Origin of the sequence: Klebsiella sp. NPDC088457, assembly GCF_044900465.1 — a bacterium.
Classification (GTDB): domain Bacteria; phylum Pseudomonadota; class Gammaproteobacteria; order Enterobacterales; family Enterobacteriaceae; genus Klebsiella.
On sequence record NZ_JBJDNH010000045.1, the window covers coordinates 1 to 13,612 of the forward strand.

11 protein-coding genes and 1 tRNA gene are annotated in these 13,612 nt (G+C 53.6%); 6 read left to right on the forward strand and 6 right to left on the reverse strand.

What is annotated here, in order from left to right:
* Window positions 1-107 precede the first annotated feature (107 nt).
* The 3 genes from ACI2JR_RS22750 to ACI2JR_RS22760 all read right to left on the reverse strand — a co-directional run bounded on the left by ACI2JR_RS22750 (window position 108) and on the right by ACI2JR_RS22760 (window position 1,898).
* Window positions 108-195: transfer RNA gene (locus ACI2JR_RS22750), tRNA-Ser, on the reverse strand.
* Window positions 196-340: 145 nt separating this feature from the next.
* A complete protein-coding gene (locus tag ACI2JR_RS22755) occupies window positions 341-1,018 on the reverse strand; it encodes an isochorismatase family protein (RefSeq protein WP_132727019.1) in 678 nt (225 codons plus the stop codon).
* Between the two features lie 19 nt (window positions 1,019-1,037).
* Window positions 1,038-1,898, reverse strand: a complete 861-nt coding sequence (locus ACI2JR_RS22760; protein WP_132727016.1) for a pirin family protein — start codon at window positions 1,896-1,898, stop codon at window positions 1,038-1,040.
* A gap of 114 nt (window positions 1,899-2,012) precedes the next feature.
* Between ACI2JR_RS22760 and ACI2JR_RS22765 the strand changes: the two genes are divergently transcribed.
* Entirely contained in the window at window positions 2,013-2,918 is a 906-nt protein-coding gene (locus tag ACI2JR_RS22765; RefSeq protein ID WP_132727013.1) for a LysR family transcriptional regulator, read from the forward strand.
* Between the two features lie 45 nt (window positions 2,919-2,963).
* On the opposite strand, the gene ACI2JR_RS22770 is transcribed toward ACI2JR_RS22765, so the two are convergent.
* Window positions 2,964-3,734 (reverse strand): DUF4886 domain-containing protein, encoded by a 771-nt coding sequence (locus ACI2JR_RS22770; RefSeq protein WP_462479536.1) that lies wholly within the window; start codon window positions 3,732-3,734, stop codon window positions 2,964-2,966.
* A gap of 11 nt (window positions 3,735-3,745) precedes the next feature.
* Window positions 3,746-4,792 (reverse strand): porin, encoded by a 1,047-nt coding sequence (locus ACI2JR_RS22775; RefSeq protein ID WP_132727007.1) that lies wholly within the window; start codon window positions 4,790-4,792, stop codon window positions 3,746-3,748.
* Window positions 4,793-5,202: 410 nt separating this feature from the next.
* On the opposite strand from ACI2JR_RS22775, the gene ACI2JR_RS22780 reads away from it, so the two are divergent.
* Window positions 5,203-6,582 carry an adenylosuccinate lyase family protein gene (locus ACI2JR_RS22780; RefSeq protein WP_462479551.1) on the forward strand — a complete coding sequence of 460 codons (1,380 nt, stop codon included), beginning with the start codon at window positions 5,203-5,205 and terminating at the stop codon, window positions 6,580-6,582.
* Window positions 6,583-6,612: 30 nt separating this feature from the next.
* Here the strand turns inward: ACI2JR_RS22780 and ACI2JR_RS22785 are convergent, their stop codons facing one another.
* Window positions 6,613-7,497 (reverse strand): MurR/RpiR family transcriptional regulator, encoded by an 885-nt coding sequence (locus ACI2JR_RS22785; RefSeq protein ID WP_462479537.1) that lies wholly within the window; start codon window positions 7,495-7,497, stop codon window positions 6,613-6,615.
* A gap of 251 nt (window positions 7,498-7,748) precedes the next feature.
* Between ACI2JR_RS22785 and dcuC the strand changes: the two genes are divergently transcribed.
* From dcuC to ACI2JR_RS22805, 4 genes are all read left to right on the forward strand, one after another.
* On the forward strand, window positions 7,749-9,122 hold the full coding sequence (dcuC, locus tag ACI2JR_RS22790) for a C4-dicarboxylate transporter DcuC (protein ID WP_132727001.1): 1,374 nt from the start codon (window positions 7,749-7,751) through the stop codon (window positions 9,120-9,122).
* A 38-nt stretch (window positions 9,123-9,160) separates the two neighbouring features.
* The gene (locus ACI2JR_RS22795) at window positions 9,161-10,855 is read left to right on the forward strand and encodes an NAD-dependent malic enzyme (protein WP_462479538.1); all 1,695 of its coding nucleotides are present in this window, start codon (window positions 9,161-9,163) and stop codon (window positions 10,853-10,855) included.
* An 838-nt stretch (window positions 10,856-11,693) separates the two neighbouring features.
* Window positions 11,694-12,698 carry a hypothetical protein gene (locus ACI2JR_RS22800; RefSeq protein WP_462479539.1) on the forward strand — a complete coding sequence of 335 codons (1,005 nt, stop codon included), beginning with the start codon at window positions 11,694-11,696 and terminating at the stop codon, window positions 12,696-12,698.
* A gap of 216 nt (window positions 12,699-12,914) precedes the next feature.
* Complete coding sequence (locus ACI2JR_RS22805; protein WP_462479552.1) at window positions 12,915-13,484, forward strand: helix-turn-helix domain-containing protein; 570 nt, start codon at window positions 12,915-12,917, stop codon at window positions 13,482-13,484.
* Window positions 13,485-13,612: the final 128 nt, after the last annotated feature.

The following is a 13,612-nucleotide window of genomic DNA, read 5'->3' on the forward strand; positions in this document are numbered from 1 at the left end:
GGCTGCGCCAGCTGTCGAACCCCGGTCGGGGCTTCTCATCCCCCCCCTGGTGGGTACAACAGGCGAAAAAAAAAGCCCGTACTTTCGTACGAGCTCTTCTTAAAATATGGCGGTGAGGGGGGGATTCGAACCCCCGATACGTTGCCGTATACACACTTTCCAGGCGTGCTCCTTCAGCCACTCGGACACCTCACCATATTGTTTCGCTGCACACCTTGGGTGGGCAACGGGGCGCTACTATAGGGAGTTGCGCGAAAACGGTCAAGCAGTATTTATTCTTTCTTTACCGTTCGGTCAAGCATTGAACACCGCCCCGCCGTAAACCGGCAGGGCGGTGATTTTAACGCTGTGAATCAAGCTGTTCGCTATTCTTCACCACTTCCTGAGCTTTGCTATAGCTCTCGATCAGTAGCTGGTAGGCCGGGAAAACTTTGGTATACACCTCCGCCCACTCGGCGGCATCCGGACGGTTCCATGTGCGCTGCAGCTCGGAAGCCACCGCCGCCGTATCCATCGGGATAACGCCTGCCTGAACGACGCGAGCCAGGGTTATCTCCTGCGCCATCTTGCTGTAGGTGCCGGAAGCATCGATGACCGCGAAGACTTTATAGCCATCGGCAACCGCGGCGATGGACGGAAATGCCATGCAGACACTGGTAATAGTACCTGCGATAATCAGCGTGTTACGTCCCGTCGCTTTCACCGCGGCAACGAAATCTGGATTATCCCAGGCGTTAATCTCACCTTTACGCGCAATATATTGGGCATGAGGCGCATTTTCGTGGATCTCCGGGATCAGCGGACCGTTCGGCCCCTGCGGTACAGAGGCCGTAGTGATAACCGGTATCCCTGCCAGAGAGGCCATTTTTGCCAACGCGGCGGCGCGAGCGCGGAGTTCAGGCATTGGCATATCACCCACGGTCTGGAACAATCCACTCTGATGGTCAATCAACAACATGGCGGTGTTGTTAACATCAATCACCGGACGAGAACCGTTAAAGTTTGCTGGGGCGGACATATTATTCACCTCTGTCGTTTCAGATCTGGCCAAAACGGCCGCTGTTAAAATCGCGTACCGCTTCCGCGATCTGTGCTTTCGTGTTCATCACAAACGGACCGTAGCCTACGATAGATTCCTGTAACGGCTCACCGGCCAGCAGCAGCACCCTGGCGTTAGCCGCGGCGTGGAGATGAATTGCATCTCCTTTCTGGCTTAACACCACCAGTTGGCCTTCACGTACAGCGTCACTGCCGTTGACGCTGACCTCTCCTTCGAGAACCACCAGCGCGCTGCTCCAGCCATCAGGTTGCGTGAACGTCACGTCATGGCCCTGATTTAACTGCGTATCCCAGACGTTCAACGGCGAGAAGGTATGCGCAGGCCCGGCAACATCGCCGTAGCTGCCGGCGATCACCCGGACATTGCCGGCGCCATCCGGCAGGGCGACATCAGGAATGACATCCGCCGTAATACTCTGATAGCCGGGGTGGGTCATTTTGTCTTTGGCTGGCAGATTGACCCACAGCTGTATCATCTTCAGTTCCCCGCCGCTGCGGGTAAATTCCGCTGAATGGAACTCTTCATGCAGGATCCCGGCACCCGCCGTCATCCACTGCACATCGCCGGGGCCGATGACGCCGCCTTTACCCGTCGAGTCACGGTGTTCAACTTCCCCGGAATAGACGAGGGTGACCGTCTCAAATCCACGATGCGGGTGCTGGCCGACGCCGCGTTTACCGCTACCCGCCGGGAAGCTATGCGGACCGGCATAGTCCAGCAGCAGGAAGGGGCTCAGCTGCTCGCCATGTGTGGTGTAAGAAAACAGCGAGCGAACCGGGAAACCGTCGCCCACCCAGTGCTGCGCCGGCGCGGTGTAAACTCCTGTAATCTGTTTCATTTCTTGCTCCTGTGTCTCTGTTGCTGATGTCAGTAAGCTTATATGTGTGACCAATAGTCCGGTAGATAGCAAAAATGGCCTATACTGTTCTGAAAATGGAACAATGGAGGAAGGATGCAGGATCTCAACGACTTAGCCTGGTTTGTCCAGGTGGTGGACCATGAAGGGTTTGCCGCCGCCGGAAGAGCGCTCGATCAGCCAAAATCAAAATTAAGCCGGCGGATAGCTCAGCTGGAAGAACGCCTCGGCGTGCGTTTAATTCATCGCACCACGCGACAGTTTGTGGTGACCGAAGTCGGGCAGGCCTTCTATCAGCACTGCAAAGCGATGTTAATAGAAGCCGAGGCGGCGCAGCAGGCGGTTGAAACCCTGCGTGCTGAACCGTGCGGCAGCGTCAAACTTACCTGTCCGATCACCTTATTACATGCGCACGTCGGGCCGATGCTGGCGCGGTTTATGCTGCGTTACCCGGGGGTGAACGTCCTGCTGGAGGCGACGAACCGCCGGGTTGATGTCGTCGGCGAGGGAATAGATGTCGCGATTCGCGTACGCCCGCGCCCGTTTGACGACAGCGATCTGGTGATGCGTGTCCTGGCTGACCGCGGCCATCGGCTAGTGGCCAGTCCGGCATTAATTGCCGGTATGGGACGGCCTCATGCGCCATCCGCGCTCAGCGCGTGGCCTGGTCTTAGCCTCGGGGCGGGCAAGCATCAGCACAAATGGCAGCTGATGGGGCCCGCTGGCGCGCGGGCGGAAGTCTATTTTACGCCCAGAATGGTGACCACGGATATGCTGGCGCTTCGTGAGGCGGCGGTTGCCGGCGTCGGGGTGGTCCAGCTGCCGCTATTAATGGTGCGCGATCAGCTGGCGGCGGGAGAACTGGAGGTGGTGCTGGATGAGTGGCAGCCGCAGCGGGAAGTGATTCATGCGGTATTTGCCTCCCGCCGCGGTCTGCTGCCCTCGGTAAGAGCGCTGGTGGATTTTCTCAGCGAAGAGTATCAGCGAATGGAAGAGGATTGATGGCAGGGCCAGCGCTGCGCCAGCCCTGATCTCCATACAGAGCGATTATTTTTGCTGCCTGAAAGCGATGACCGTATCCCATGCGGTTTGCTGCAGGGCGCGGGCCGTCTGTTCGCTCATATCGCTGTCCACAGGCAGGGCGCCGCCTATCGGTGATTTATTATACAGGGTCGCGAACAGCACGCAGGCCGTCAGATAAGTACCGGCCAGAGACGGGTGGTTGCCGTCGCTATGGTATAAATTTATCTCCGGATGCTGCGCAATGGCGCGCGCAAACGCGAGGCCGACAGGGGCAACGTACCCCTGGGTCTGGCGAGCGATATCCAGATAGGCTTTTTCCAGTTTATCCGTCTGCTCCGGTTTATTTTTGCTGGCCCACGTCATGAACCAGACGACCTTTTCATTTGCTTTATGCGCCATATCCGCCATTTTTATCGCCGATTGCTTAAAGTCTTCCCGGGTGGCGGCTTTTTTGGTAATGGCTTCCGTCGAGTTTCCCTGGAAGACGACCACGTCCCATTTTTGCAGGCCGTTTTGAAACTCCAGATTGGGGATATGCCAGCCTAAGTGCCCTGTCGAGATGGTAATACCGCGGTACGCATAGCCTTTGCCGCGATCGGGCAGCAGCGAACGGGCGAGATCGCGCAGGCGAGTATTCACGTTGTTATTGTAATGGGTGTAAGAGTTGCCATATATCGCCACGGTTTTGTTTGCACCGCTCATCGTCGACCAGGGCGTCGGGGCAATCACGGTCTCAGCCTGCGCGAGGGCTGACAGACACAGACAGCCGGCCAGTAGATAACGTGCTTTTTTCATATTGCTGATCCTCAAAAGTCGTAGCGCAGTCCGGCGATGAAGGCATCGTCATGGATTTGCTTATTTTTATTGGCCAGTTCCTTCACATAAGTCAGGGATAGCCAGGTATCTTTCGCTAGCGTTAATTGTGTTTCCGCACGCCAGCCCCGGCGTTCGGCATATTTCTTACCATTTTCATTCAGCGTGCTATATCCTCCCAAAAATCTGACTTTTTGATATTTCCATGAAGCTAAGGAATCGAAGCTGGTATAATCATTGTCAGCTTTCTTATCGCGCGCGATCGTGACTTTACCCACCGTGGCGGCGAAAGAAATATCGCCATAATCGAGCTGTAGCCCGCCGGTATATTGCGTATGCTTTTTCCGCCCGTCCGTCGTTTTTACCCCGTCTTTGCGCTTATATTCGCTGGATGAGAGGGCTGGCGTTATTTTCAGGTCAGCTAACGACCAGGTTTTTCTGTAACTTGCCATCATGCCGTCATCCAGAGCATTAGTATCGCTATTACCGTTGCCCATGACATATGCCAGCTGGATCTGGTGTCCGTCAAACTCGCCGTTCCACTGAATGGTACCGTCCTGACGGTTAAACTGGTAGGAGCTATCTATCGTCGTGATTCCGTAGTTATAGACGTTCGGCGTAAAGTTTTTATAACGGTCGGTCATTCTCATGACCTGATAGAGCGGGTTTTTGGTGCGCCCGCCGATCAATTCACCGTAGCGGGCATGGGCCAGACCGAGCCAGGCATAGCGGGCATCAAGATCTTTCTCTCCGGTTTTATTATCGTTTTTTTCCGTCCTGACCTGCCATTCAACCCGACCGACAATTTTGGTATCATCGAGTACGTCTAATTTGTGGGTTAAATAGAGTCCAAGACGTCCTCCAAGCTGGCTACGTGAATCGTCTTCGGCAAATGACGCGTCGCCATGGGCAAGTTGCCATTCTAACCGACCATATATATCCAACGTATTCTTTTTATCTTTATAAACATTGATTGCAGAGGCGGAATAACTGGCGGTCATGAATGTAATAAGGATGATTGCTTTCGTTGTTGTGTGCATAGAATCCCTCGGGCCAGATAAAATGTAGCGGTAACAGGTTATGTTCTATTGTTGGGCGTGCGCTGTTTTTTTAAACCTGAACGATGATGCGCGGTAGGGGAAACTTTTTTTCTCATGGCCAATTGTGATATTAAACACAAATTACCGTCCAGGGCGCTATTAAAAGCGGTGTTTTATTCCTCACGGAATTAGTGAAATGATTATTTTAAAAGAACCGAGGGCGTAAAATTGGGGGGGTTGTTAAGTCGCTCACATTCCCGCAGGGGGAGTCTTGAGGTCCGGCGGGAAATAAATTTTCCCATTTTTCCTGTTAATTATTTAACGCACAATCAGCCGCAGAGAGAAAACCATTCAGTTGTGCCAACCGGGCCATACTGTCGGTAGAGGCGTAACCCATACAGGAGTTGATGATGCGAGGTAGTCAAAGTTCGGTATTTGATTCAGAACTGTATTCTTCTCTGTTTACCCAAACGGAGATGAAAGTTATCTGGTCGGATGAAAACCTGATTAGCTGCTGGCTAACGTTTGAATCGACCGTCGCGCGCGTGCAGGCAGCGCTGGGGATAATTCCCCAGCAGGCGGCAGATGATATCGCCGAAACCTGCCGGACGCTTTCACTCGACTGGGACCGACTGGCGCAAGAAACCCGCAGCGTCGGTATGCCAATCAAGCCGCTGATCGATCAAATTGCCGATGCGGGGACGCCGCAGGTGAAAAAATACCTGCACTGGGGCTGCACCACCCAGGATCTTCTGGATAGCGGACTAGCGATGCGTCTTAGTCAGACGCTGACGCTGCTGCGGCGCCAGACGATCGCGCTGGGAAACGCGTTAAAAGAGATGGCCGTGGAGCATAAACACAGCGTCATGGTCGCGCGGACTAATTCGATAGACGCCTCAGCGACCACGTGGGGACTGCAGGTGAGCGGCTACCTGGGGGAAGTGACGCGGCATTTGCGGCGCCTGGATAACCTGTTTGCGACGGCAACGACCGGTTTATTTGGCGGGGCGGTGGGGAATCTGGCGTCGGTTGGCGCGCAGGGACTGGCTATCCGCAACCGTTTGATGAGCGAGCTGGGGCTAAGCTGTCCGTCCGGGGTCATGAATGCCAGCCAGGATAACGTCGTTGAAGTGGTACAGTTTTTCGCCCTCGTTCATGGCACCTTGTGTCGCATTGCCAATGACGTGGAGACGCTGGGCCGTACGCCGATTGCGGAGCTGCGTGAAGGGGAAGGCGGGGGCGGCTCCAGCGCGATGCCGCATAAAACAAACCCGCGGGCCAGCAATATGATCCAGACGCTGGCCCGGATGGGCTGGATGTATTCCTCTGGCGGGCCAAATCTTCTCGATCAGCATGACGTACGTTCTGCCTCCGTCCGGGTGCTGAACTGGACGCTGGTGCCGGAAGCCGCGCTCTGTCTTGCCACCAGCCTTGAGCGTGGCGAACGCCTGATTCGTCACCTGGAGGTGGATACCGCCAGGATGCGTGAGAACTTCACCGCCTCGCACCACTTTATCATGTCGGAATCCGTCTCTATGAAGCTGGCAGAAAAAATTGGCCGCAGTGAGGGATACAACATGTTGAAAAGCCTGTTAAACCAGGCGGACGGATCGCAAAATCTTTACGACACCCTTATGGGATGCCCGGCCATCAGAACTCTCCTGTCAGAAGAGGAGATCCGCCACGCCTGTGAACCGGCCAGCTGGCTGGGCAGCAACGATATATTAATTGATGAGGCCATTTGCGCCTTCGATCGCCAGCTATCTCCCCCGGCCAGCGGGCAGGGCTAATGCGTTATTTTCGGCTCATCCGGTAGCCCGTCAGGTACCGGATGAGAAGGTTTCAAAAAAGACGAAAAGCTCTTCCAGCTGTTCAAAATTACCTTCGCCGCCACCTTTTTCATAGGCCAGATGAAGGGTGAGTTCAATAAAGAAGAAACCAATGATCCGGCTTTTAAACACCGAGCGGGTATCGCTCGGTAAAACGAACTGCAGATTGCAAAACTTCCCGTAGGGATTGGATTCAGAATTGGTGATCAGCACCACCAGCGCCTTCTTGCTGCGAAACCATTCTGCGATGCGTAACGCGGTATTATTAAATCGATAATAGGAAAAAACGATCAGCACATCATTATCTGCCAGGTTCAATAGTGATTTGGGGAGTTCTCCGGCATCCAGAGATAATAGCGTGACGCGGTCGCGAAAATACTTTATGAGAGTGACGAAGTGCGTCGCCATCGCATGAGATGACGAGGGGCCGACGACAAATAATTTCCGGTCGTTATCCAGAATAATATCGATAAAATGGTTAAGGGTTTTGATATCGATGCTGTCTTTGAAACTCGTAAAAAGCGTCGCCACGTTATTATTGAACTCCGTCACGACCTGCTCCGTGGCGACGTTGTCTCTGACCGGCGAACGTGTTGCCAGCTGATACGGTGAAATCATCTTTTGCGGCGACAGGGACTCTTCGACAACCCGCCGGAACGCCGCATAACCGGTAAACCCTATTTTATTTAAAAAACGACCAATCGTCGCTTTACTGACCGCCGCGTTGTTAGCGACATCGACAATGCCATGATACGGGATTTCATTAAAATGCTCACGGATATAGTTATCCAGACGCTGTTCTGACTCGGTTAAAACAGATAAATGCGCGGTGTTAATCTTATATTCTTCCAGCGTTAAGGGTGATTTAATTGACATTTTATAGACCCCGGAAAAGTTATTTCGTTATGAAATATCGCATATTTAGATGGATAAGTAAGTATTTCGCTAATCCAATAACTCTGGACACTTCGCGTTATGGGATCATGCGCACAATTTGCTGTGGGAAAATCATTTTCTCATTTTTTACCGGTACGGCGAAATTTACTCTGTTGGTATCTGAAACACAACCCACGACCAGAAACGAAGCATTTCTCTATCTTACCCGGCTTCATAAAAGGACATCATCCATGATCGCATTTATAATCGCCATTGTGATTACCGCTATTGCCGCATGGTTAATTATCAAGAACGTTCAGCCTCAGACGGTCCTCCTGCTGGCCGGGCTGGCGCTGCTAACCATCACCGCGCTATTTTATCCTGAACAGAGCATCTTGTACGCTAACGCCAAATCGACGGGATCGATCTGGCTCGATATCTTCTCCTTCGCGAAAGAGTCGCTGGCCACCCAGGTCGCAGGGATAGGGCTTATCATCATGGCGGCAGGGGGCTTTGCCAGCTATATGGACCACATTAAGGCGTCGAATGCGATGGTGAATGTCTGCATTCGTCCTTTACAGGTGATTAAAGCCCCCTATGTGATTCTCGCGTTGGGATATATTTGCGCTCAGCTCCTGCACGTGGCGATTTCCAGCGCTGCCGGGTTGGCGATGCTGCTACTGGTAACCTTTTTCCCCGTACTGGTGCGCCTTGGCGTGAGCAAAGCGGCGGCGGCGGCGATGATCGGTCTGTGCGCGTTTATGGATCTGGGCCCCGCGGTCGGAACCGCCAACCTCGCGGCTAAACATGCTGGCATGGAAGCGGCGGTCTATTTTGCCCGCTACCAGATGCCGGTGGCGATCGCCGTGATGCTGACGGTTGCGGTACTGATTTATTTCACCGCGAAATATTATGATAAAAAAGAAGGACATTGCCCTGGCGAACCGTTAGCGCAGCACGCGAGTGCTCATGACGCCGAGCGGCAGGCGCCGATATTTTACGCCATTCTCCCGGTTTTTCCCGTCATACTGGTGCTGGTATTCAGCCCGTTGGTCATCACATCAATTAAGGTCGATGTGGTCACCGCGATGATTGTCGGCACGCTGCTGGCGTTTGTCTGCGAACTGGCGGTGACACGGGATTTTCGCGCGAGCTGCAAGGGCGTGCAGAGCTTTTTTAAAGGAATGGGCAGCATGTTTACCAGTATCGTTTCACTGCTGGTCTGCGCCGATATTTATGCCCAGGGAATGCAAAAAATTGGCGCTATCGACTATTTACTCGACGCCGTACAGAACGCCGGTTTTGGTTTCGCCAGTATGACGCTGGTGATGACCGCGCTGGTTGGGGTGACCGCCGTGCTCACCGGCTCTGGCGTCGCGGCCTTCTTCTCCTTCTCCGGTATGGCCCCTTCGATTGCCAGCACGTTTGGTGAGAGCGCGGTGAAGATGATTCTGCCGATGCAAATGATGGCCGGCATGGGGCGCGCCATTTCTCCGGTCGCCGGTATTATTATCGCCGTCAGTAAGGCGGGAGAGTGCTCGCCTTTTGCCATCGTACGGCGGACGCTCATTCCCGCTATCGGCGGCATTATCGCCATGCTGGCAACCAACTATCTCATGTTCTGAATATCAACGTCGCGCCACTTTACCCACTGGACCTTGTTATGGACAATGCAACAAGAGAAAACCCGCTTTATATTCCGTACGCCGGTTCGCTATTGCTGGAGTCGCCTTTATTGAACAAAGGGAGCGGCTTTACACAGGCGGAACGGGATAATTTTAATCTGCATGGTTTGATCCCGGCGACGGTTGAATCGATTGAAGAGCAGGCGCAGCGTGCCTGGCTGCAGTTTCAGGATATTAAATCGGATATTGCCCGGCATATTTATTTACGCAATATTCAGGATATTAACGAGACGCTATTTTATCATCTGGTCGAAGGTTATTTACCGGAGATGCTGCCGATAATTTATACTCCGGTAGTCGGGCTGGCCTGTGAACATTTTTCTGCGATGTACCGGCGCCCGCGCGGATTGTTTATTTCGTGGGAAGACCGCTATCGCATCGATGATATTCTGCACAATGCCTCCCGCCAGAATGTCCGGGTTATCGTGGTAACCGACGGCGAGCGTATTTTAGGACTGGGCGATCAGGGAATGGGCGGCATGGGGATTCCGATCGGCAAATTATCCCTGTATACGGTCTGCGGGGGGATCGCCCCGGAATATTCGTTACCCATTTTTCTTGATGTCGGCACCAATAATCCCCGGCTGTTAAACGATCCGCTGTACATGGGGCGGCGGCATCCACGTATCACCGGCGAGGAGTATTTTGAGTTTATCGACCTCTTTATTCGCGCGGTGAAACAGCGCTGGCCTGAGGTCCTGCTGCAGTTCGAGGATTTTGCCCAGCAGTCGGCGATGCCGCTGCTGGAGCGCTATCGTGATGAACTGTGCTGCTTCAACGATGATATTCAGGGGACCGCCGCGGTAACGCTGGGGGCGGTAGTGGCCGCCAGTCATGCCACCGGGCGGCGGGTCAGTGAGCAAACGGTGGTGTTCCTCGGGGCCGGCTCGGCGGGATGCGGCATCGCCGAGCAGATTGTGACGCAGATGGTCGCGGAGGGGCTAAGTGAAACGCAGGCCCGGGCGCGTATCTATATGGTTGACCGCGCTGGCCTGCTAACGGAGGAGCAGACGGATCTCCTTGCTTTCCAGGCGCGCCTCAGTCAACCGCTCAGCCGGCTGAAGGGCTGGCAGTGCGAACAGGGTCATTACGGGCTGCAGGAGGTGGTTCGCCACGCCCAGCCGACGATTTTGATTGGCGTGAGCGGCCAGCCTGGTCTGTTCAGCGAAGCCGTGATAACGGAGATGTATCGTCATTGTCGGCGGCCGATTATTATGCCGCTCTCTAATCCGGACTCTCGCGTGGAAGCCCGGCCGGAAGATATTCTGGCCTGGACCGAAGGGCGGGCGATCGTCGCTACCGGTAGCCCCTTTGCGCCCGTTCAGTGGCAGGGGGAAAGCTACCCGGTTACGCAGTGCAATAATGTTTATATCTTTCCGGGGATTGGGCTTGGCGTGATGATAAGCGGCGCGCGGCGGGTAACGGACGGGATGCTGATGGCGGCAAGCCGGACGCTGGCGGAGTACTCTCCCCTGGCCCTTCACGGTACCGGTCTGCTGCTGCCCGATATTTCGCAGATTCAGTCGCTCACCCAGAAGATCGCGGTTCGCGTGGCGCAGGCGGCGCAGCAAGACGGCGTTGCCGCCGAGCTGCCAGAGGAGAGCCTGTGGGCGCGCATTGCGGACAACTTCTGGCGCCCGCGATATCGGCAGTACCGGCGCACGCCATTTTGAACCCACCGATTCTTTTACCCGGGTGGTGAGGGCCACGCGCGGCGGCGATGATATTGACGACATCACGCCGCCGCTCATAAATGCTGAGGAAGCCTGCCGCGCGACGGTAGGCCCTTTCCAGAAACGGCGGTGTGGTCATTTTTCCCACGCTCTTTGGCGTGAACCCGGCTAACCCTGGCAAAAAGCTGAAACAAACAAGCGGCCTCGTTTGCTGCGCGAACCGCAGTATAAAATTCCGCCTGTCCTGCTGGTAGCTCATGTGCGGATATGATGTGGCTTTATCTCCGTCTGTACTCTCCCGGGGCCGTCTACGCTGCGGTCACGTATTCTCCGCAAAGAATTTTTATGACCGATAAAGGGCGGTCAATTATTCCCCTGCCAGGTTATCTCTTTACGCGCTCTGGAGTATACATGGGTAAATAGCGATTAAGCCGAAGCGGTGTCTGAGAATAATAATGTGTTGTAGAAAGGCGGGCGCGAAGAAAAAAGGCAATCAGTCGGATGATATGATTGCCTTAAAATGGTGTACATCACCGGTTGTATCTAACGACAACCTTTTTTAAATGAGTATCTGGCTCTTGTTTTCATCCGGAGAGAGTGAGTTGCGGGCCAAATTCATCGTCAGTAAGCGTAGGCGCGAATAGCGGCGAGGAGAAGGGGAATAAATGGGAAACAGTTTTGCATTTGCCGGGCGCAGCTGGCGGATGCTTCTGAACGATCTCCCCGGGCCGTTGCAGGTTAATAAAACTGCTTTGTCGGTTCTGGCGAGGAATTAAAGCAACACAGTTTTGCCGACATAGTTCTTATTCCATCCAATAATACAGGTTAAAGTAACATCGTGGTTGAAAATCAATATCGCTTTGTCGCAAACCACCTATTTATATTATTGAGGAGCAGCAAAATGACCGATTCAATTGTGGAACGTCATGATATTCTTCCTGCAGATGTAACAGCCGATGCCGTCTTTTATGAATACTCAAAAGCCGCCAATCCTATCGGGGCTAAGATCATTTCACGCGTGCCGTATCATACTTTCCCGGCTTCATTGTATGAAAGTGGCGAGACCCGCGTGATTCCTCTGGATCTCTCCGACAGATTAAATTGTGTCGGTCCGGCAACTGGCCCGGGGTTACTGGCTAATTTTATTCGCATCAATGGCGGTGACAGAATTGCGCTGAATCCGCTTGCGACTTCACAAATTGTTTATGTCATTGATGGTTTCGGCGTAGTGGAACATGACGGGAAAAACATCCCTCTGGATAAGGGCTCTTTCCTGGCATTCCCGGGGGGAATTCCGACCACGCTCAGGGCTGTGACGACCTTAAAACTCTATTATGTTAATGACGCGCCGTTGCTTTCTTATCTTGGCGTTGGCCAGGTAACGCCACGCTTCTCCGCGACGCTGTATGGCGCCGAACGTGCGGAAGAAGAGCTGCGTAAAGCCGCAGCAGATAAAGACGCGGGTAACCGTAGCCGAATTTCCGTGCTGTTGGGGAATAAGCACTTCCCACATACTCGTACGATTACCCATGTTCTGTGGGCAATGTTTGGTACGCTGCCCGCGAATTCCGTGCAAAAACCGCATCGCCATCAGTCTATCGCGCTGGACTATATCGTTGATTGCCCGCAGGGATGCTACTCGCTGGTGGGCACTAAACTCGATGAGCAGGGTAATATTGCGGATGCCACCCGGGTGGATTGGGAACCGGGAATGTCTTTTGTTACCCCTCCGGGTTACTGGCACGCGCATATCAATGAATCCAGCGAAGCTGCCAGGCTTATCCCTATTCAGGACGCCGGTCTGCAGACCTGGCTGCGTTCGCTGGATATTCGCTTCAGCTAAATGAAATCACCGCCTTAGAAGAATAAGGCGGTGGAATGGATGTCACTCATCACCCTGCCAGCGCGGCGCCGGCCGGGTGTTTTTTTTATGAAGCAAGCCATGCGGTAAAACGATATGCTGACTGTTCACGATCGCGCCAGAGGCTCCTTTGGCTATGGCCACAGGCGCGGGAGGTTCATTCGAATGCTAAGGTAATATACGATGAGTGACGCAATAATGCCTGGTTCAGAGCAGGATAAACCGGCCGCTTTGTCATTAAATATAGGCAATAAAATAAGGCGCCTGCGGCAATCACGAGGCATTTCGTTAAACGATCTGTCTAAATTGTCAGGTATTTCAAAGGGCGCGTTATCTAAACTGGAGTCAGGTCACTCAAATCCCCGGGTCGATACGCTGGATGCTATCGCCGCCGCCTTACGCCTGCCTATTGGCGATTTGCTGAGCGGCAGCAATAAGCTATACCCTTATTTTGAAAGATATCGGCCTGCGCCGGGCGATTATTCACAAACGATGAAATTCCGCATCGGGCCGGGAAATACCTCCGAGATATGGCTATTGCAAATGAATCCGCAAGTGACCATTAACAGTCCGGGCCATTCTGTTGGCACCCATGAACATATTATGGTGCATAGCGGGGTTTTGCTATTACGGTTTAGCCCGAACGAGGCCATTACATTACGAGCGGGGGATTTTTACGGTTTCTCCGGGGAGGTTGCGCATGCTTATATCTCTACTGAAACGGCGATTAGTGCAACGGTGGTGATGTCGCATCTGGATCCGGGTTAATGGCCTGCGCCGCGATCGGGTGAGATGCGTCAGGTAAGGAGTCTGTCTCCCGGGCCTTTGTTCACTTAAAGAAACGAAACCTGCGGTCTGATAATCATGCGGTAAAAATTTTTATAAATAAAAGATAT

What these genes read in the sequence shown, in the direction of transcription:
- ACI2JR_RS22755 (WP_132727019.1), bottom strand. Translation starts at nt 1,018, where the DNA reads ATGTCCGCCCCAGCAAACTTTAACGGTTCTCGTCCGGTGATTGATGTT.
- ACI2JR_RS22760 (WP_132727016.1), bottom strand. Translation starts at nt 1,898, where the DNA reads ATGAAACAGATTACAGGAGTTTACACCGCGCCGGCGCAGCACTGGGTG.
- ACI2JR_RS22765 (WP_132727013.1), top strand. Translation starts at nt 2,013, where the DNA reads ATGCAGGATCTCAACGACTTAGCCTGGTTTGTCCAGGTGGTGGACCAT.
- ACI2JR_RS22770 (WP_462479536.1), bottom strand. Translation starts at nt 3,734, where the DNA reads ATGAAAAAAGCACGTTATCTACTGGCCGGCTGTCTGTGTCTGTCAGCC.
- ACI2JR_RS22775 (WP_132727007.1), bottom strand. Translation starts at nt 4,792, where the DNA reads ATGCACACAACAACGAAAGCAATCATCCTTATTACATTCATGACCGCC.
- ACI2JR_RS22780 (WP_462479551.1), top strand. Translation starts at nt 5,203, where the DNA reads ATGCGAGGTAGTCAAAGTTCGGTATTTGATTCAGAACTGTATTCTTCT.
- ACI2JR_RS22785 (WP_462479537.1), bottom strand. Translation starts at nt 7,497, where the DNA reads ATGTCAATTAAATCACCCTTAACGCTGGAAGAATATAAGATTAACACC.
- dcuC (WP_132727001.1), top strand. Translation starts at nt 7,749, where the DNA reads ATGATCGCATTTATAATCGCCATTGTGATTACCGCTATTGCCGCATGG.
- ACI2JR_RS22795 (WP_462479538.1), top strand. Translation starts at nt 9,161, where the DNA reads ATGGACAATGCAACAAGAGAAAACCCGCTTTATATTCCGTACGCCGGT.
- ACI2JR_RS22805 (WP_462479552.1), top strand. Translation starts at nt 12,915, where the DNA reads ATGCCTGGTTCAGAGCAGGATAAACCGGCCGCTTTGTCATTAAATATA.